15 protein-coding genes and 1 tRNA gene are annotated in these 20,577 nt (G+C 42.4%); 11 read left to right on the top strand and 5 right to left on the bottom strand.

Going from position 1 to position 20,577, the window contains the following annotated elements; genetic code table 11:
* Window positions 1–25 precede the first annotated feature (25 nt).
* From SNE26_RS17870 to SNE26_RS17855, 4 genes are all read left to right on the top strand, one after another.
* Window positions 26–1,015, top strand: coding sequence for a family 43 glycosylhydrolase (locus SNE26_RS17870; protein WP_321555281.1), 990 nt, complete (start codon window positions 26–28; stop codon window positions 1,013–1,015).
* Between the two features lie 325 nt (window positions 1,016–1,340).
* The gene (locus SNE26_RS17865) at window positions 1,341–3,788 is read left to right on the top strand and encodes a bifunctional YncE family protein/alkaline phosphatase family protein (protein ID WP_321555280.1); all 2,448 of its coding nucleotides are present in this window, start codon (window positions 1,341–1,343) and stop codon (window positions 3,786–3,788) included.
* Window positions 3,789–3,890: 102 nt separating this feature from the next.
* Window positions 3,891–4,034 (top strand): hypothetical protein, encoded by a 144-nt coding sequence (locus tag SNE26_RS17860; protein WP_321555279.1) that lies wholly within the window; start codon window positions 3,891–3,893, stop codon window positions 4,032–4,034.
* A 215-nt stretch (window positions 4,035–4,249) separates the two neighbouring features.
* Window positions 4,250–5,431, top strand: a complete 1,182-nt coding sequence (locus SNE26_RS17855; RefSeq protein ID WP_321555278.1) for an acyl-CoA dehydrogenase family protein — start codon at window positions 4,250–4,252, stop codon at window positions 5,429–5,431.
* Between the two features lie 145 nt (window positions 5,432–5,576).
* Here the strand turns inward: SNE26_RS17855 and SNE26_RS17850 are convergent, their stop codons facing one another.
* Window positions 5,577–6,491, bottom strand: a complete 915-nt coding sequence (locus SNE26_RS17850; protein ID WP_321555277.1) for a PfkB family carbohydrate kinase — start codon at window positions 6,489–6,491, stop codon at window positions 5,577–5,579.
* Between the two features lie 548 nt (window positions 6,492–7,039).
* On the opposite strand from SNE26_RS17850, the gene SNE26_RS17845 reads away from it, so the two are divergent.
* Together SNE26_RS17845 and SNE26_RS17840 are read left to right on the top strand one after the other, a co-directional pair.
* Window positions 7,040–7,116 (top strand) — tRNA-Asn (locus SNE26_RS17845).
* A 193-nt stretch (window positions 7,117–7,309) separates the two neighbouring features.
* Complete coding sequence (locus SNE26_RS17840) at window positions 7,310–7,681, top strand: hypothetical protein (RefSeq protein ID WP_321555276.1); 372 nt, start codon at window positions 7,310–7,312, stop codon at window positions 7,679–7,681.
* A gap of 33 nt (window positions 7,682–7,714) precedes the next feature.
* Here SNE26_RS17840 and SNE26_RS17835 read toward each other — a convergent pair whose 3' ends face one another.
* The 3 genes from SNE26_RS17835 to SNE26_RS17825 form a co-directional block, all read right to left on the bottom strand.
* Window positions 7,715–8,608 carry a helix-turn-helix transcriptional regulator gene (locus SNE26_RS17835; RefSeq protein ID WP_321555275.1) on the bottom strand — a complete coding sequence of 298 codons (894 nt, stop codon included), beginning with the start codon at window positions 8,606–8,608 and terminating at the stop codon, window positions 7,715–7,717.
* A gap of 59 nt (window positions 8,609–8,667) precedes the next feature.
* Window positions 8,668–9,486, bottom strand: a complete 819-nt coding sequence (locus tag SNE26_RS17830) for an SDR family NAD(P)-dependent oxidoreductase (RefSeq protein ID WP_321555274.1) — start codon at window positions 9,484–9,486, stop codon at window positions 8,668–8,670.
* 378 nt (window positions 9,487–9,864) lie between these two features.
* A complete protein-coding gene (locus SNE26_RS17825) occupies window positions 9,865–10,734 on the bottom strand; it encodes an SDR family oxidoreductase (protein WP_321555273.1) in 870 nt (289 codons plus the stop codon).
* Window positions 10,735–10,854: 120 nt separating this feature from the next.
* Here SNE26_RS17825 and SNE26_RS17820 point away from each other — a divergent pair, with 120 nt between their 5' ends.
* From SNE26_RS17820 to SNE26_RS17810, 3 genes are all read left to right on the top strand, one after another.
* Entirely contained in the window at window positions 10,855–11,196 is a 342-nt protein-coding gene (locus SNE26_RS17820; protein ID WP_321555272.1) for a helix-turn-helix domain-containing protein, read from the top strand.
* Between the two features lie 866 nt (window positions 11,197–12,062).
* On the top strand, window positions 12,063–13,040 hold the full coding sequence (locus SNE26_RS17815; RefSeq protein ID WP_321555271.1) for a glycoside hydrolase family 43 protein: 978 nt from the start codon (window positions 12,063–12,065) through the stop codon (window positions 13,038–13,040).
* 471 nt (window positions 13,041–13,511) lie between these two features.
* Window positions 13,512–14,618 (top strand): acyltransferase, encoded by a 1,107-nt coding sequence (locus SNE26_RS17810; protein WP_321555270.1) that lies wholly within the window; start codon window positions 13,512–13,514, stop codon window positions 14,616–14,618.
* Between the two features lie 264 nt (window positions 14,619–14,882).
* Here SNE26_RS17810 and SNE26_RS17805 read toward each other — a convergent pair whose 3' ends face one another.
* The gene (locus tag SNE26_RS17805; RefSeq protein ID WP_321555269.1) at window positions 14,883–15,032 is read right to left on the bottom strand and encodes a hypothetical protein; all 150 of its coding nucleotides are present in this window, start codon (window positions 15,030–15,032) and stop codon (window positions 14,883–14,885) included.
* Between the two features lie 215 nt (window positions 15,033–15,247).
* Between SNE26_RS17805 and SNE26_RS17800 the strand changes: the two genes are divergently transcribed.
* On the top strand, window positions 15,248–16,060 hold the full coding sequence (locus tag SNE26_RS17800) for a DUF1080 domain-containing protein (protein ID WP_321555268.1): 813 nt from the start codon (window positions 15,248–15,250) through the stop codon (window positions 16,058–16,060).
* A gap of 342 nt (window positions 16,061–16,402) precedes the next feature.
* On the top strand, window positions 16,403–20,545 hold the full coding sequence (locus tag SNE26_RS17795) for a two-component regulator propeller domain-containing protein (protein WP_321555267.1): 4,143 nt from the start codon (window positions 16,403–16,405) through the stop codon (window positions 20,543–20,545).
* The last annotated feature ends 32 nt before the right edge of the window (window positions 20,546–20,577 follow it).

Raw genomic sequence — 20,577 nt, 5'->3', positions numbered from 1 at the left:
TTTCCTGACTTTTAAAAAACACTGAATGATTAAAACGATACTTTTAAAAAGAATAACTATTTCTGTCGTGGCTTTGCTGTTTGCGGGCAAATTGTATGCACAGCATCAAAAAAGCATAAATCCGGGAGAAGTTTGGCCCGATAACCGGGGAGAACATATCCAGGCGCATGGCGGGGGGATTATAAAAATAAAGAACACATACTACTGGTACGGCGAAGAACGACGGCGGGGACTGGATTCAAATAAACGTTATGTTAGTTGTTATACATCAAAAGACCTGACTAACTGGACATTCAAAGGCGATGTTGTTCAAATGACCGATCCTGAAAACCTGGGGCAGCGCTGGATCCTGGAAAGGCCCAAAGTTTTCTACAGCAAAAAGAGCCGGCAATATGTAATGTATTTCCATCTTGACAATGCAACCTATAAGTTTGCCCGGGTTGGCATCGCCGTAAGCGACCGCCCTGATGGTAATTTTAAATACCTGAAAAGCTTCAGGCCCCTGGGGCACGAAAGCCGGGACATTGGCCAGTTTATAGACGATGACGGCACGCCATATCTTGTTTTCGAAGACCGTCCGCTCGGGTTTCATATTGTTCGCCTCTCGGAAGATTGCCTTAGTATTGACCGGGAGATGTGCCTGATAGCCGAACATATGGAAGGTGGGGCCATAGTGCATTATAATGGCCTTTATTACGCCATAGGCTCTGCGCTTACCGGCTGGAGGCCAAACCCCAATCGCTATGCCACAGCAAAGACCCTGGAAGGCCCATGGTCGGAGTTTAAAGACATTGCGCCGAAGGAAGAAAATACTTATGGTTCGCAATCTACACTATTGCTTAAAGTTAGCGGGAAGAAGGGTACCACAGTATTGTTTCTCGGAGATATCTGGAAACCGAAAGAACAATGGGATTCCCGTTATTTATGGATGCCTGTCCAGATCGGAGATGGAAAGCTCTGGCTTCCTGAGCCTGCTTCGTTTAAGATCGATGTTAAAAACGGCACTGTAAATTAATCGGCTTTTTTGGGGTACAATTCATAAGGTTAGTTAATAGATTAAGGGGCAGCGATGCCCCTTTTTCCGTTCCATCAGGGTTTATTGCAGATTTAAATTAACCTATAAAATCAGCTCATAAAGGCAACATGTCTTGTTGGGGCTTCACATTTATCTAATCCTGACACCGTGCTTGAACTACGCTTTTTTTTGACCGACAAAGTTGATATATGTTAATGCCACCTGATTTCTATTGATTTTGTTACAATTAAGCTGATGATATGGGTCCCTGATTTAATAATGTATTAATATTGGTGGTCTACTTTTACCGGCATATCATTGTCTTATGTCACCAAAAAAAATGCTATGCCTAATCGTTTTGCTGCTTATCTGCAGCAGGTTCGTTCAGGCACAAGATCTTGCCGCTATTGAAAATAAACGGGTAAAATTGCCCAACGGGTGGTCATTAACGCCTGTTGGCAAGAGCCTGCCCCTGGGCGATCTGCCGCTGAATATCGCTGTAAGCAAAAGCCATCATTATGCTGCGGTTACCAATAATGGCCAGAGTGTTCAAACCATTCAGCTTTTAGACGCACGTACAGATCGTGAACTGGACAAAGTGTTGATCAGTAAAGCCTGGGGTGGCCTGGTTTTCAGTGCAGACGAGCAATCGCTCTACGCCTCGGGCGGTGACAATAACTGGATTATTCGCTATGCCATCAATAACGATAAGCTGCTGGCAGCTGATACCATAAAACTGGGCGAAGCATGGAGCAAAAAGCCCAATTCGGCATCCATTTCACCTGCCGGGCTGGCGCTTGACGATAAGCGCGGTGTTTTATACGTTGTTACCAAACTGGATAATAGCCTGTACCTTATCGATCTCAAAACAAAAACCGTTATTCAGCAGGTTAAATTGGGCACAGAGGCCTATACCTGCCTGTTATCGCCCGATATGTCAAAATTGTACATCAGTCTTTGGGGGGGCGATAAAGTAGCCATATTTGATACAAAGGAAAATAAACTCACAGATGCCATTGCGGTAGGGGATAATCCCAATGACCTGTGCATTTCCCGAAATGGAAAATACCTGTACGTAGCTAACGCCAACGACAATACGGTATCGGTAATTGATGTGCGCAAAAATAAAGTACTGGAAACCCTGAACACGGCAGTATCGCCTACGCCGCTTAGCGGAACAACCAGTAACTCGGTAGCCCTGAGTAAGGATGGTAAAACATTATACATTGCTAATGCCGATAATAACTGCCTGGCTGTGTTTAACGTAACAAAACCGGGTGCCAGTCAGTCGCTTGGTTTTGTGCCTACGGGCTGGTATCCCAGCGTTGTGCGTGTTATAGATGATAAATTGTACGTAGCCAATGCTAAAGGCTTTTCGTCGCTGCCCAATCCGCATGGGCCTAACCCGGCAGCCAAAAGTCAAACCGTTGTACTGCATGGAGGCGACCCATTCAGGCCAGCACGTACGGAGTATATCGGCGGCGGCTTATTAATGGGGACTTTGAGCATTATTCCCACGCCAACAGAAAAGCAGCTGACGGTTTATTCGCAGGCAGTAGTTCATAATACACCTTACCACCGGGAACAGGAAACAGGGGCTTACAGCGAAGAGGGCAATCCCATTCCGGCTAAAGTAGGAGCTGCATCGCCAATAAAGTATGTTTTTTATGTTATCCAGGAAAACCGGACGTATGACCAGGTACTGTCAGACATGCCGAAGGGCAATGGCGATACCAGCCTGCTGCTGTTTGGCAAACGGATTACGCCCAATCACCATGCTTTGGCCGAAAACTTTGTGCTGCTGGATAATTTTTATGTAGATGGCGAGGTTAGCGCCGACGGGCATAACTGGAGCCTGGGTGCTTATGCTACTGATTATATGGAAAAAAACTGGCCTACCAGCTATGGCGGCCGCGGCCCGGGTGCAGTTGGCCTCACCGCAAAAAATAAGCTCTACATCTGGGACCAGGCCAACCGGTTCAATGTAACTTTCCGTACTTATGGCGAATTTATCAATGCCGATAACACGCCCCAGATACCTGTCTTGAAAGATCATTTTACAAAAGCCTATCCCACTCGCGACCTGCGTGACCCTGATACCCTGCGGTACCAGGCCTGGGAACATGACTTTGACTCGCTGATGCGTAACAATGCATTGCCGCGGCTAAATACCATACGGATGCTATCAGACCATACCGAGGGCACCACCCCGGGCAGGCCTACACCTTTTGCTCATGTGGCGGATAATGATCTTGCCGTTGGCCGGTTAGTGGAGCATATCAGCAAAAGCCCGATATGGGAAAACAGCGTGATTTTTATACTGGAAGATGATGCACAGAATGGTCCCGATCACGTTGACGCCCATCGTTCGCCTGCATACATGGCCGGGGGATTTGTAAAACGCAACTTTGTTGACCATACCATGTATTCCACGTCATCTGTGCTGCGTACCATCGAGCTGATTCTCGGCCTGCCGCCTATGACCCAGTATGATGCATCGGCTACAGCCATGTGGCGTTGTTTTAATAAAGTGCCCGATACCAAACCATTTAACAGCCTCCGTTCAAATATTAACCTTAATGAACTTAACCCTAAAGGCACAAAGCTTGCAGCAATGGCCAGGGGGCTTGATTTTTCGGCCGTTGACCGTGTACCAGATGAGATCATGAACAAAATGATATGGAAAGCCATTAAAGGAGAAAATGCAATTGTGCCCACGCCGGTACGGGCAGCCTTTGTAAAGGCCGTTCAAAAAGCAGACGATGACGATTAGTATAAGAAAAGCCTGATAAGGATGAATGAAAAATTGTCCGGTCATTTTTATCAGGCTTCCCGTCTCATCAGGAGCTTCGAAGGTTTGAATTAACTCATAAAAATGAGCCGTATTTTACTGCAAAGTGTATCGGTTTGCCCTTTTGCGCCAGATTTGCCTGTTATTGATCTTATGTTCGGCCCCGGAGGGCAACTATGCATCATGTACCTCACCTTGGATCTGCGCCTTGGTGATAGGTTAACTTAAAGCTTCAGAAGTTCCGATGGAACTGTAGGGTTAGTCCCCGCTTCAACAATTTCTGAAAAATATTTTTCATCAGTTTCCTCTCCCCCAAAACCATTCTATTTCAACTAAACCTATAATTCATACCCAATACCAAACCGTTCTTGATTTGCAGGCTTTTACGGGCAAACCAATCTCATTTTTTATACGTTATTTTGCTAATAACCAATTATAAATGTATGGATGCTTTGTTAACCGATACCCCGTCAACAGGTGGGTATGATTTTGCTATGAACGAAAATCAGCAAATGGTTGGCCAGATGGCCAAAGACTTTGCCGAACGTTATATTAAACCTCATGTAATGGAATGGGACGAGGCCCAGATTTTTCCTATCGACTTATTTAAACAATTGGGTGAGCTTGGCATGATGGGTGTTTTTGTGCCCGAGCAATACGGAGGCTCCGGTTTCGGCTATTTTGAATATGTAACCGTGATCAGTGAAATAGCCAAAGTTTGCGGTGCTATAGGTTTATCGGTTGCTGCCCATAATTCGCTTTGTACGGGGCATATCCTTGCTTTTGGCAATGAAGAGCAAAAACTTAAATGGCTGCCCAAACTGGCCACTGCCGAATGGCTTGGCGCCTGGGGACTAACCGAAGCCAATACCGGATCGGACGCGCTGGGTATGAACACTACCGCGGTTTTGGACGGCGAGCATTACGTGGTGAACGGCTCAAAAAACTGGATAACCCACGGTAAATCGGGCGATGTGGCGGTAGTGATGGTGCGTACCGGGAATAAAGGCGATTCGCACGGGATCTCGGCACTGGTTATTGAAAAAGGTACACCGGGTTTTACCCATGGCAAAAAAGAAAATAAGCTGGGCATGCGTGCTTCAGAAACTACCGAACTTATTTTTGATAACTGCCGTGTACCAAAGGAAAATTTGCTGGGTATTGAAGGAGAGGGTTTTAAGCAGGCTATGAAAGTTTTGGACGGCGGCAGGATCTCGATAGCAGCCCTTTCATTAGGGATTGCAAAAGGTGCTTTTGAAGCGGCTGTTGCTTATGCCAAAGAGCGCCGCCAGTTTGGACAGCCCATTGGTAATTTCCAGGGGATAGCATTTAAACTGGCCAATATGGCTACCGAAATTGAAGCAGCCGAACTGCTGATAATGCAGGCTGCTGATTTGAAAAACCGCCACCTGCCGGTCACAAAACAATCGGCCATGGCCAAATATTTTGCCTCTGAAACAGCGGTGCGCACAGCTACCGAGGCTGTACAGATCTTCGGTGGGTATGGTTATACCAAGGATTTCCCTGTCGAGAAGTTTTATCGCGATGCCAAACTTTGTACCATAGGCGAAGGTACGAGCGAGATCCAGAAGATAGTAATTAGCAGGGAAGTGTTGAAAGGATAGGCGAAGCCAGGCTATTCTGCCTGTTATTATTGAATTTTAAAAGACGTTTTAATATGAGAAGCTCTTTAATCATATTAAACATATTTTGTGTAGAGATGCATTTGATGCTTCTCTACACAAAATATCAATGTTTTTAAACAGTCGCTTACAATTCAAATTTGGATAAGCCTACAAACTCCTGGATCCGGGCGGCTATTTCTTCTTCACTAAGGTTTCTTAATCTTTCTGAGCCAAATTTTTCAACACAGAATGAGGCCAGAGCCGAGCCAAAAATGATGGCGTTTTTCATGTTGTTAAAGTTAACGGTGCCTACTTTGGCCATATAGCCAATAAAACCACCGGCAAAAGTATCGCCCGCACCTGTGGGGTCAAATACTTCGGCCAATGGAAGGGCGGGGGCACTAAAGATCTTATCTTCATGGAACAACAATGCACCATGCTCGCCTTTTTTAATGATGATGTATTTAGGGCCCATGGTTAATATTTTGCGGGCGGCTTTAACCAATGAGAATTCGCCGGATAATTGGCGGGCTTCGGCATCGTTAATGGTTAGCACATCCACCAGTTGAATGGTTTTTAAAAGCTCATCAAGGGCAATATCCATCCAAAAGTTCATGGTGTCCATTACAATAAGCTTAGGGCGGTTTTTAAGGCGCGCTATAACTGTTTGCTGTACCTGGGGTGAAAGGTTGCCCAGCATCAGGTATTCGCAATCCTGGTAGCTATCAGGGATAATGGGATCGAAAGCTTCCAATACATTAAGCTCAGTTACCAGGGTATCGCGGCTGTTCATGTCGTTATGGTAACGTCCGCTCCAGAAAAATGATTTTTCACCCTGTTTTATCTGCAGGCCTTCGGTATTAATATTGTGCTTTTGCAGGTCCTCAATTTCGTGCTGCGGAAAATCATCGCCAACAACTGCCACAATTTTTATTTTATCATAAAAGTAAGAAGCGCCTAAACTTGCAAAGGTTGCAGAACCGCCTACTATTTTATCGGTTTTACCAAAAGGGGTTTCAATGGCATCAAACGCCACAGTGCCAATAACTAACAAACTCATGTAAAGATATTTATTTTTTTTCGCCGCAAATATTGTGAAAATTAAGGGATAATCAGTCATCTGTGCCGATTTGTGCAAAGGAAGCTTTTAAATAATTGTGATTATTGGAAGAAATCGCAGAGAGAAATTTTCACACGAATTACCTTGTAGATATGCCACAATTAATCGAATTACACGAATTAAAATTCCTTCTATATTAAAAATTCGTGTAATTCGATTAATTCGGAAAAATTAGTGTGTAAATTTTTCGCTTATCTGCTTTTAATTCTTCTACAATATTCTAAACGCGATTTCCCTGCCGATTTGTGATACCAATTTTCATTTAGGAAGACGTAATTTAAGCAGGTTTCAGAAACCTGGCGGCTGAAAAAGGGGCAAGCAGAAAAAATTACCGGCACAAAAAAATGCTATAATGTGTCTTTGGAGTTTAAATAACACAGAATCAGCGGCTAAAAAAGCCAGTGAAAAATATTTTCATTTTTTTTTAATAAAAATTGTGAAATATCCGACGAGTTTTTACCTTTGCCCCACTCCAAACCGGATTAGATTCCTGAGTAGCTCAGCCGGTTAGAGCATCTGACTGTTAATCAGAGGGTCGCTGGTTCGAGCCCAGCCTCAGGAGCCACAATGGGCAAGCACGGTAAATCGGTCGCTTGCCTTTTTTTTTTACGTGTAATTTATTGTTAATCTGATAGATAAGTTGGAATAAAAAGTCAACCTTAGCGTTTCGATGTTGCAAGTCTTCAAAAGTGAATTTTTCGGGGTACATCGAACCAATTATCTCTCTTTGTACTTTAATGCCTGAATTACAATAGATTATGTCAAGTTGCACTAATTTGGTAATTGCGTTGTCCAATAGCATTTCAACTTTTGCCGGACTTATTGCAGTAACAGGGTTTGACCACAATTTAATTATTTCGGAGGCGCAAAGAGCAATGCGTTTATATATCGAACATTATCCAATCGGTTATAATTTACTTCCTGAAAAATTTACGGGGCCTGATTTACATAGTTTGTATGAAACTATTTTAGGAAAAACACTTGACTACAGAAATTTCAGCAAACGAATTTTTGCTTTAGGAATAGTTGAAAAGCTACAGGAAACAAAAAGTATCGGCGCTCATCGGTCACCTTTTTTATATCGGTTTAATAAAGAAAAGTACGAAAAAGGTTTAGAAACGGCGTTTTAAGCTTAAATTTTCTCGATTTCCGGTGAAACGCTATTAATTTAAATGATGATCTCTAAAGTAATTTGGCGAAACCCCCGCCTCTTTTTTAAATAGTCTGGAAAAGTAAGTTGGGTTCTCAAATCCGAGCGAATAAGAGATCTCAGCGATATTCAATTTACCCTCCTTCAATAAGTTCTTTGCCTCGGTAATGATATAAAGATGGATAAGCTCAAGGGCGGTTTTTCCGGTTTCCTGCTTAAGCGAATCGCTCAGATAGCGGGAGGAAAGATTTAGTTTTTCTGCCATGAAACTTACCGTAGGAAGCCCTGATTCCAGGATTTTTTTAGTCTCGAAGTAGGTCCGGAGCAGGTCATGGAACCTGGTTGCTATGGCACCAGTTATTTCGGCGCGGTTTATAAATTGCCGTTTGTAAAAGCGGTGTGCGTACTTAAGCAGCGTAGTCAGGTGGCTGAGTAGAATTGTTTTGGTAAAGTCGTCCTTATTATTGTGATTTTCCTTATCCATGATGGAAACCAGGCTCCAGATGACCTCTTCCTCACTGGGTGACAGGTACAATGCTTCATTGGTCTCATAGTCAAAATAGCCATACTTCTTAATTTCGTGATGAAGCGCAGCGCCCGCCAGGAAATCTTCGTGGATCAATATCAAAAAGCATTCTTCCTTTAACTTTATATTTTTGAAGGTGACCGTCTGCCGCGGTTTGACGAATAATAGCTTGCCCCGGTCATGGTCAAATTTTGTTCTGCCGTGCGTAATGTTTCCTGATTCCAATTGCTGAAAAGAAATAATAAAGAAATCAGCAGAGAATTCTATGTCATCGCCTCCGCACTCATCTTTATTACCGAAAGAAATGCTGAACAGCGGATGTTCCGGTGCTTTGATTCCGATGGCTTTGCTAAAACTGCTTATTTTATCGAAGTGGTTCATAGTTTGCTTTTGAAAGACAAAGCAGTATCCTTATAACCGGATACTGCTAATATAAGGTTTTAATTCCCCTGTGCGGCAACAGAAACGTCCTGCCATTCTTCCCAGGTTGTCATCCGTTGGTCGTACACGTGCTTGATCCACTGGATACCAACCCGGCCAAGGATCAGCCTCAATGGAGGGTTTTCTGCATCAACCAACTTCAGGACGGCCTCTGCTGTTGCTTCCGGCACGCCCCAGTCCTCTGCTTTGTTACCGGCAGCAAGGCCGGCTCTGACATCATCATAAAAAGCCAACGGTTTGCTTTGCATTCCGGAGGTTGTAGCAAAGTCGGTCATGAAACCATTAGGTTCCAGTATGCTTACCTTAATACCGAAGCCGCCAACTTCAGCTGCCAGGGCTTCACTGATTCCCTCAACCGCAAATTTGGATGCACTGTAAAGACCTAAAGTAGGGAAAGCGAGCAGCCCTAACGCACTTGACACCTGGATGATATGACCGGCTTTTTGTTCACGCATGATCGGGATAACGGCTTGGGTCACCCAAAGCAAACCATAAACATTGGTTTCAAATTGTGTACGGATCTCCTGTTCTTCCAATTCTTCTATGGCCCCGGTGTGACCGTAGCCTGCATTATTGATCAATACGTCGATAGTGCCAAAATGAGCTTTTGCTTTTGCGACGGCTGTAAAGCATGCTTCCTTGTCTGTCACATCCAGCCTCAGGGCCAGGAATGTTGAAGCATATTGTTTAGAAAGTTCGCTTAAAGTATCCGGGTTTCTTACTGCTACGACCACCTGATCTCCACGTTTTAAAAATGCTTCTGCCCATATACGGCCCAGGCCGCGGGATGCGCCGGTTATAAAAATTGTTTTTGCCATTGTTTATGTTCTTTTAATTCAATGGCAAATCTCTGCTTATTACTGTTGCTATAATGATACAAAAGTGGGTAATGATAGAACGTTTTAACGTAAATTACGAGAGAATTAGATAATCAAATTTACCGTTGTAAAGCACGAAGGCGCTGGAAATTTGACTTAATAAAATGGATAATAATAGGGCACTGCAGCACTGATTCTCAGACTAACCGGTTAGCTCTCGAATAGTGTTTCTTAAAAGAGAAAAGGCTGTTAACAGAATATCATAACAGCCTTTACCTTATTCGCATATCTGGTCGTGCCCCCTAAGCAGGTGATAAAAAAACGACCAGTTATTTAAGCCTGTCCATCGTTTATTACGTGCAACCGGCTTTAATGAACTTATTTACCGTAAGTGATTTTCAAAAATTCCTTTAATTCCATTGGTTTTCTTCCCAATAAAATTTCAAGATGACTGCGGTTCGTATCGAATTCACCATTTTTTATGGCAGTAGCAAACGCGCCTAAGAATCCAACAACCTCTTTCGGAACACCGGCATTTATAAGCGCATGGCTGTAAGTATCAAGGTCAGGTTTAAGATACTTAACCTCCTTACCGGTGATAGCGGATAGCATGACTGATATATCTTCAAATGAATAAGCGGTATTAGCGGTGATCGCGTAGGTCATATGATCATGTCCGGGAGTGGTTAGCACTACTGCTGCAGCTTCCCCAATATCGGTTCTTGGAACAAAAGGGACCTTTCCGTCACCAGCGGGAAAGAAAATACCGTTTTCCAAAAATGTTTCCCCGGAAAACTTTCCTATGGAATCTGCGTAAAGCGAGTCGTTAAATATGGTGTAAACAACCCCGGTCTCTTTGATATACTCAGCCGTAGCCCTATGAATCTGAATGACGAATGGAATAGCTGTTATCTCATCATCCTTAATTTCCTGACTTATATAAACGATGTGCTGAACACCATTTTCCTTAGCGGCGTTGATGACATTCTTATGCTGCAAAAGCGTATCAGCCGTCACATCGTTGGAAGAGATCAGAAAGAGTTTATCTACTCCGTGTAATGCATCTTTAAGCGAATGGTAGTCATTGTAATTCCCGATTTTTATCTGAACACCCCGATCCTTCAAATTAGTTGCTTTGTTTTCATCTCTTACCAAAGCGGTAATTTCATTAGCCGGAACACCTTTTTCTAAAAGTGATTGGATTGCCGCATTTCCTAAATGCCCTGTCGCACCTGTTACTAAAATCATAATTTGTTGAATTTATATTTAATATTTATTTTTGTTACACAAAGTTACTAATGATGGTATCAAAAAGTAACTGTTACCTTTTGGTAACAATGGAAAATAGTGGTAACCTAAATGTGACTAATGGAAAATAAAGTGGAAAATAACCCTTGCCCGGTAACGGCTACGATAACTTTGATAGGTGGGAGATGGAAGCCGATCATTCTTTTTCATCTATCGGACCATACCAGGCGCTTTGGTGAAATAGCCGTACGGATGCCATCTATATCCAGAAAAGTATTAAGCGAACAACTAAAAGAGCTGGAAGTGGATGGATTGATCAATCGCAGGCAATTCAAAGAAATCCCACCCCGCGTAGAATATTCTTTAACCGAGCTTGGGAAAAGCGTCAGGCCTTTATTAATACATATGGCAACATGGGGTCAGGAAATGATATTGGATAAGCAATTAAATGACATTGGATAATTGATTATTTGTTCGTTTTTATTGACATTTAAATAATATCCTCAAGCGCTTCCATGTTTAAAAGAATTTGGTTCAGCCTCTTTAAAAGCCTATGTAGTTATTTGTTTTACAGAATTCAGCTTATCTTTCCGCCCCTGAACTGAAAATTGATGCCCAATCACTGATTTTCCGCCGTTGAAACTGCTGTGTAAAATTGTATAAGTAATTCCACCTAAGATTAGTACGGCAATTGACCAGCGAAATGCCGACTATTGATTAATAAATTAATGTGGTTAAAGTGATATGTAGAAAGCGGCCGCGCCAAGGCAAAGCCGTAGTCAAAATTAAATAAAAGTACAGCGTTTAAGAATACAGCAATTAGAAGCAGCGCTCGCATAAATTATTGCTGATAGTTATAGAAAGATATTTTAACCGGCCCTGTATCCCTCACATTGTGCAACAAAAAATAGAAATTATTGTCACCTTAAAAGTTTTTGAAAGTAAAAGGGGGCTTTTGACGAAATGCAAGGGAAATAGGTGTAGAATTTAGAAATCATTAAACTCCATACCTAAATTTCCGATTTTTCTTAATTTTTCGATGAATTGGTTCGAGAATTGCCGAGCCTCAGGAGCCACAATGGGCAAGCACGGTAAATCGGTCGCTTGTTCTTCTTTTTTATCTATAATTAGCTGTTAATCAAATATATAAAAGAGTAAAGTTCACTGATGAATGCGGTTCGGTGTTGCAATTCTTCGAAAGTGAATTTTTTGAGGTACATCGAACCAATTGCAGCCACCTTTTTTACCTATTTTTAAACCTTATTCATAAGCCTGGCCCATAAAGCCTTACTATAATAACCTACTTGTTAAAATAGCAAACAAAATATATGAAGTATACAGTACTGATCCTGATCTTATCCATATTTTTCAATAATCGGGTGCATTCACAAAATATTGTTTCGGGCGGAGATTTTAAGGATACCGATGGAAACGTCATTAATGCCCATGGAGCCGGGGTACTTTATTACAATAAGGTATATTACCTGTTTGGGGAAATTAAAAAAGGCAAAACCTGGCTTGTCCCCGGGCAAAACTGGGAAGATTACCGGGTTCCCGCAGGAGGGGTATCTTGTTATTCGTCTACAGATTTGAAACATTGGAAAAATCTCGGAACAGCACTGAAATCTGTGACAGGTGACCAATTGGGCGATTTGGATACCGGCAGGGTAATTGAAAGGCCGAAGGTGCTTTACAATGAGAAGACAAAAAAATTTGTGATGTGGTTTCATAATGACAAAAATGATTACCAGGATTCAAAGGCTGGTGTTGCGGAGAGTGATTCGCCCGAAGGGCCATACACGTACCTGGGCAGCATCAAACCAAACAACCAAATGCTGAGAGACATGACACTTTTTAAGGATACTGACGGGAAAGCCTACGTTGTTTATTCATCTGAAGATAACAACACCATGCATGTTTGCTTGCTGACAGATGATTATCTGAAGCCAACGGAAAACTATAACAGGATTCTGATCGACAGAAAGCGCGAAAGCCCGGCGCTTTTCAAAAATAAGGATAAATATTTCCTGATCACTTCAGGGTGCTCTGGTTGGAGCCCTAACGCGGCATCTTATGCAACTGCCGACAGTATCATGGGGCCATGGAAGGAGATAGGCAACCCCTGCAGCGGTACTAATGCAGAACAAACATTCTTTGCACAGGGAAATTACGTTTTGCCGGTAAACGGAAAACCTTCAAATTTTATCTTCATGGGGGATTTGTGGAATAAACTTGACCTGGAGAAATCCGGTTATCTGTGGATCCCGTTCGAGGTAACAGATGGCGAAGTGAAAATAAATAACTGATAAATTATTCTGCTATAACCAGTGTCTGAAAAATTATCACCCCGTAAACGAATTTGTTACGGGTTGATTTAATTTCAATACGTTATATGTTTTTTACGAGACGTTGATCAGCTGTCGGGCCTGGCCGGACTAATCGCGAACCGCCTGATATTCTCTGTCAGAACTTTAGCGGCAATTTAATTAGGGATCTGTTGAAGACAGATACAAAAAGATGCGAAAATGAGACGATATGCGTGTATTTTGACACGATATGAAGATATCCCGGCACCGCTTTTACTTACTTTTACAATCTGGATAAGGCGTCAATTACATACTATTCATGAACCAATCTAACCGACTTAAGTCATTGGTCTTACCGGCCCATATATGCCTCACCTGCACTGTGGATACACAAAGAAAAGCACCCGCTGATCATCCAAAATACCTGTTTTAGCACCCGGCCAAATATACGGGCTAACTCTAATCTTATACATGGACAATAATAAACTGAACACAAAACCGCATTACCCGATATTGGATGGTTTACGTGGTGTTGCTGCCATCATCGTAGTTACCTTTCACCTAACCGAACCGCTGGGGAGCGGTCACCTGGATATCATAGTTAATCACGGGTACCTGGCTGTCGATTTCTTTTTCCTGCTATCAGGTTTTGTTATCGGCTATGCTTATGACGACCGCTGGCATAAAATGACAATCGGCAGTTTTTTTAAACGCCGTATCGAGCGCCTTCAGCCAATGGTAGTCCTCGGCATGACATTGGGTGCTATCGGATTCTATTTTACGGATTCTACGCTGTGGCCGCTCATTCATACTATACCGATTTGGAAGATGCTGCTGGTGATGCTGATCGGTTATACCATCCTGCCGGTACCGCTGTCTTTGGATATACGCGGCTGGCAGGAAATGCATCCTCTTAACAGCGTAGGATGGTCATTGTTCTTTGAGTACGTCGCCAATATTCTTTACGCGGTTTGGATACGAAAATTTTCAAAAACTACATTGTCGGTATTAGTATGCTTTGCAGCTGTAGCACTTGTGCACCTGGCAATCACCAATGGAGATGTAAGCGGTGGCTGGACATTTAACGTGGAACAGGTGCGCATGGGCATTACCCGCACCATATACCCGTTCTTTACCGGCCTGTTGCTTTCGCGTATTGCTAAACCCGTCCGCATCAGGTATGCATTTTTATGGTGCAGTGTTTTAATAGCGATAGTATTGTATATGCCGCGCATCGGCGGTGCTGCCCATCTTTGGATGAACGGGATCTATGAGTCCGTTTGCATTATTATCATTTTTCCGCTTATCGTTTATCTTGGCGCGGGCGGTAAGGTCCATACCCAAACGGAGAGCAGAGTATGCAGGTTTCTCGGCGATATATCCTATCCCCTTTACCTGGTGCATTATCCGCTGGTTTATTTTTACGTGGCATGGATCAGCAATCATAAAGGCGTAACTATAGTACAGGCCTGGCCTTATGCCTTAGCTATTTTGATTAGTGCAATTTTCCTGGCGTATATCACTTTGAAATGGTATGACGAGCCGGTTCGTAAATGGCTGCGAAAAAAACTTGGCTAAACAGAAAAGTTCCCCGGATTTGATAATGAGGCTGAAAATAATAAATTGTTAAAATTTTTACAGCAGGCCAGGTCCCGGGCAGCACAAATCCCGTAGCCACCTTCGGCGGTTCAAAAAGCACCACCAAAGTTCGCTAAAAGTGCTCTGACTTATTCAGAACACATATTTGCCCTGTTTAAATAATTCAAGTTTCGCACAGTAAGGAGAGTAAAAACCTCAAACCTCTGTAAAGATTAAATATTTCACTTAAACTACTAAACCCACCTATACCGGCAGGTATTTATTAAGCACCTTGCCGTTGTTGTAGGCTATTGAACTTTCTAATTTCAGGACCTTTCTCTCCTTAAATATGGAAAGCCCGTTTCCGATAGCAACCGGGCAGGTAATAATATAATATTCGTCGATAAGGTTCAAAAAAGCAGCCTCAGTGTACCCAGATAGGCAAAGCATTAAAAACAACAAAACATGGCCTGAATTTCTTAAATTCGTAGCATAAGAGAGAGATAAAACTTCCTGTAAGGCAGGATCAGCAGATTAATATTGAGCGAACTTTCGAAAGACGGTTAGCAAAGTGTTAAGTGAACAAAAGCATTCAATTTATCTATAAAAAACATAATACCTTACCACCTATGAAAATAACACGCGTTTTTTTTATGTTTTCCTGCTGCTTCATATTGGGCTGCACCGGACCGAAAAAACTGGCTGACACCGGCAATGCCGACAAAGGCTGGACGAAGCTGTTTAACGGAACTGACATTAACGATTGGTTTGTCAAGATCAATCACCACCTGGTTGGCGAAAACTATGGGAATACTTTCCGGGTAGAAGACGGCATGATCAGGGTCAGTTATGATCAGTATGGCGATTTCAACGATCAGTTTGGCCACTTATATTACAAAACACCATTTTCTTATTATCACCTGCGGTTTGAGTACCGTTTTGTTGGTAAACAGCAAAAAGGCGCACCTGACTACACGCTCCTTAACAGCGGCGTTATGTTTCATTCACAGGATCCCCGCACTATGTTAAAGGACCAGGATTGGCCGATATCCATAGAAATGCAGTTATTAGGCGGCCTGGGCGACGGGAAACCAAGGCCAACAGGAAATATGTGCTCGCCCGGTACCGATGTTGTTTATAAAGGGAAGGTTTCGCCCGACCATTGTATCAACTCTACTTCAAAAACCTATGACGGTGACCAGTGGGTAAAGGGCGAGCTGATTGTTCATGGCAACAAATTAATTACCCATATCATCAATGGCGATACGGTACTTCAATATTCAAGGCCTACTATTGGCGGCGGTGTGGCGCATGGCTACGATCCGAAGTATAAGCAGGATGGGAAATTGTTAAGCAGCGGCTTTATTGCTTTACAAAGTGAGGGGCAGCCAGTTGATTTCAGGAATATAGAGATTAAACAGCTGCCGGATACTGACCGGTAGGTTGTAAACAAAATCAGGATCGTTAATATTTCTCCTGAGTTAACAACAGCCGTTGATTGGGCAAAAACAACACGTTATACGAAACTATTTCCCGTAAATACCGTATGACTGGCAAGCAGGACTAACTTAAAATAAGCTCCTGGTGACCTGGAATCATTATGAACGTTAAAGGCGGTTTGGTCAATATAAATTCTTGTTCGATAGAAGTTATTAAGACTAAATTCCTGAAACCAACCTAATAGTTTCCGCAAGATAAGAGCATTTATTTAGCCGCTGCAACGTTTGTTTTGGCTTATAACATCAACCGATTAAAAATACGATAAAACTACCAGCAAAATAATAATGAGGCCAATATTGCTTTTTATCTGGTGTTTATACCTGCTTTTTCCCGGATTATCCTATTCGCAAACACCCGCCCTTAAATTTAAACAGCTTAGTACAAACGAAGGCCTTTCCCAAAGCCATGTAGTAACCATTATTAAAGACAGTCGGGGCTTTATGTGGTTTGGCACCGAAGATGGTCTTAATAAGTACGACGGTTATAAATTTACGCACTATAAGCACGACCAGAATAATAAAACAACTATTATTGATAACTACGTATTAGCTATAACGGAAGACAGTTATCATAATTTATGGATTGGAACCGAAAGCGGGCTTGACAGATTTGACCGGGCCACAAATACATTTATTCATTATTCCAATCACTTAACTTTTGCTGTCAGGTCTGTTTTTTTGGATAGCAAAAAAAGGATGTGGCTGGGTACCAGCAAGGGCTTATATCTGTTTAATGCTGCAAACGGCTCATTTAAAAGATTTACACATGCTGATAAACAGACAAACGGTATAGCTAACGATTTTATTTACCAGGTTACCGCGGATAATAATGGCTGGTTATGGATAGGCACCGATGACGGGCTTTATCATTTTAATCCCCAAAACGGTAAGTTTATTGGTTATGTTCATGATCCTGCAAACCAAAACAGCATCGGTGCCAGCTGGATAAAGGCCGTATATAAAGATAGCAAAGGTAATATTTGGGCAGGTACTCATGGAGGAGGCCTGGCATTATATAACAGCAAAAACAATTCATTTATAAATTTCAAACACGATCCTAATAACAGTAACAGTATTTGCCATAACGATATTCTTTCGATACTCGAAAACGGCGACGGGAAGCTTTGGATCGGGACCGAAAATGGGGGCATAAGTGTGCTCGACTATCCGGCCAATAAATTTACTTGCTACAAATTTGATGCAAACGACCATTACAGCCTTAGCAGTAACTCTGTTTATTGTTTATATAAAGATGATACAGGGAATACCTGGATAGGCACTTATTCGGGCGGTGTTGATTTTTTGCCGGGCTTTGGCGATAAATTCAGCTCCTACAGTCAAAACCCAAACAATGCGAATAGTTTGAGCAATAATAATGTGCTGGCCATCTCCGGCGATGACAGTGATGAAAATATTTGGATCGGCACCGATGGGGGCGGCCTTAATTTATTTAACCGCAAGAAAAAAACCTTTGTTCATTACCTGCATAGTGATAATAACAGTAACACCATAAGTAATAATTATGTAATGGCCATTGTGCCAATAAATAAAGATGTTATCGGTATTGGCTATCACATTGGCGGGTTTGACCTGTTTGATAAAAAAAGAGGGACCTTTATACATCACATGCCCCAGGCAAATAATCCGCGCAGCCTTTCCCTTTCGGATATCAACAATATGTATAAAGATCATGATGGCAATATATGGTTAGGGACCTGGAAAGGTGGCCTTAATCATTATAACGTAAAAACCGGTCTCTTTACACGATACAGGAACAACCCGGGGGATGATAACAGCATAGGCAGCGATATTGTTACCTCGGTATTCCAGGATAAACAGGGCAATATGTGGATAGGTACTGATAACGGGCTGGATGTATTAAACCCTAAAACAGGCCGTTTTACGCACTACAGGCACGATGAGGGGGATAAACACAGTTTATCAAACAATACTGTTGAGTCGGTTACCGAGACTGATAACGGTGATATATGGATAGGTACAAACGGCGGCGGGCTTAACCTGTTTAACAAGCACAGCCAAACATTTACCATTTACACCGAAAAACAGGGTTTGCCCAATAATGTGATCTATTCGATTTTGAAAGACCGCAAAGGCAACTTCTGGTTAAGCACCAATAAAGGGATCTCCCGGTTTAACCCCAAAACAAAAGCCATCAGAAACTATGGCATCTCCGACGGGTTGCAGGGAGATGAATTTAAAGGGCATTCCAGTTTTCAAACTGCCGACGGGGAAATGTTTTTTGGCGGCGTAAACGGATTCAGTACTTTTTATCCCGATAGTTTAAAAGATAATAACTTTATTCCTCCCGTTTATATTACCGGGCTGCAAATTTTCAACAAGGAGGTAAGCGTGGGCGCTAAAAACTCCCTGCTTCAAAAAGATATCAGCGTAACAGACTCCATAAACCTATCTTACAAACACTCGGTACTTACATTTGAGTTTGCTGCCCTGAATTATACCATTCCCGAAAAAAACCAATATGCCTACAAGCTGGATGGGTTTGATAAAGATTGGAATTATGTTGGCAATAAAAGAACAGCCACCTATACCAATCTTGATCCGGGTAATTATACATTCAGGGTCAAAGCGTCAAATAACGATGGCAAATGGAATAATAAGGGCACATTTATCATCATCAATATTAAGCCTCCTTTTTGGCTTACCTGGTGGTTTAAATTAATTGTGGCTTTAATTTTTATTATCAGTGGCCCGGCATTTTATTTTATCCGCACACGTTCGATATTAAAACAAAAGGCTGTACTTGAGCGCCAGGTAGAAGAACGTACCAGGCAGCTGGCCCGCGCCATAGAAGTTGAAAAAAAATTGGCCCTTGAGGCCGAGGAGGCTAACAAAGCTAAAAGTATATTTTTGGCTACAATGAGCCACGAGATCCGCACACCTATGAATGGGGTAATCGGGATGGCTTCATTACTGGCCGAAACTCCTTTGGATGAAGAGCAGCGCACCTTTGCCGAATCGATACAAACCTGCGGTGAAGACCTGCTGGCGGTGATTAACGATATTTTAGATTTTTCTAAAATAGAATCGGGCAATATGGAGCTGGAGGAGAAGGATTTTAGCCTGCGTACCTGTATTGAAGAAGTTTTTGATGTTTTTGCCTTAAAAGCCGCCCACCTAAAGCTGGACCTGGTTTACCAGATTGACTATGATGTACCGGCGCAAATTATTGGCGACAGTTTAAGGCTTCGCCAGATCCTGATCAATTTAATAAGTAACGCTATCAAATTTACCAAAAAGGGTGAAATTTATGTAGCTGTGCATTTGCTCAGCATTTCAGAAGATAACCACATCGAATTAAGTTTTGAGATAAAAGATACCGGCATCGGAATTTCTGCCGATAAGCTGCACCGGTTATTTAAAGCGTTTTCGCAGGTTGACTCATCAACCACCCGTCAATACGGAGGCACAGGCCTTGGCCTGGTTATAAGCGAGCAACTTGTAAAGTTAATGGGCGGCAAAATCAGTGTAGAAAGTGAAGTTGATAAAGGAAGTACTTTCAGGTTTTCTATTCACTCGCAAAAAAGTTTACTGCAGGACCCTGTACAAATAAACCATACTATGCAGGGTTTTGAAAAAAGTAAAATTTTGGTTGTTGATGATAATGATACCAATTGCAGAATTTTAAAGGCTCAGCTGGAGCAGTGGCAACTGAGCCCGGTAGTGGCTAAGTCGGGCGAACAGGCCCTTGAGATCCTGGCGCAGCAGTATGATTTTAAGTTGGTTATTACCGATATGCAAATGCCCTTTATGGATGGGATTGAACTGGCAACCTTAATACGGGCCAAATATCCCGAATTACCTATAATGCTTTTGAGCTCCATCAGCTATGTTTTCCATAAAGATAACCCGGGTCTTTTTTGTTCTATATTAACCAAACCTGCAAAACAGCATAATTTATATAAGCACATTATAAAGGAACTTGGCAGGCATGTAAATTCTACTGTTCATGAAACGCAGCACGCCGACACTGCAAGCCATAAGCTGCCTGATAATTTTTCGGAAAGTTACCCATTGAGGATTTTGGTTGCCGAAGATAACCAGATGAACCAAAAACTGATCATGAAGATATTGAGTAAGTTAGGATATGAAGCCGCTTTGGCAGGAGACGGGCTGGAGGTGCTGGATTTAGTCAATAAAAAAACATTCGATGTTATTTTAATGGATGTGCAAATGCCCAAAATGGATGGCCTGGAAGCTACGCGAATAATAAAGAAACGTTTCCCTGAACGCCCCTTTATTATAGCCATGACGGCCAATGCCCTTCAAGCTGACCTGCAAATTTGTATAGATGCAGGTATGGACGACTATATAAGCAAGCCATTTAAACTGGATGACCTGGTCAACAAACTGGTGAAATGGGCAGGGAAGAATACAAGTACCAGGTAAGCCCTGAACAGCAGGATATAAGAAGCTTAATA

Origin of the sequence: Mucilaginibacter sp. cycad4 (assembly GCF_034263275.1) — a bacterium.
Taxonomy (GTDB): Bacteria; Bacteroidota; Bacteroidia; order Sphingobacteriales; family Sphingobacteriaceae; genus Mucilaginibacter.
The sequence above is the reverse complement of the archived record's forward strand: the minus strand, read 5'-3'. Positions and strand labels throughout refer to the sequence as shown.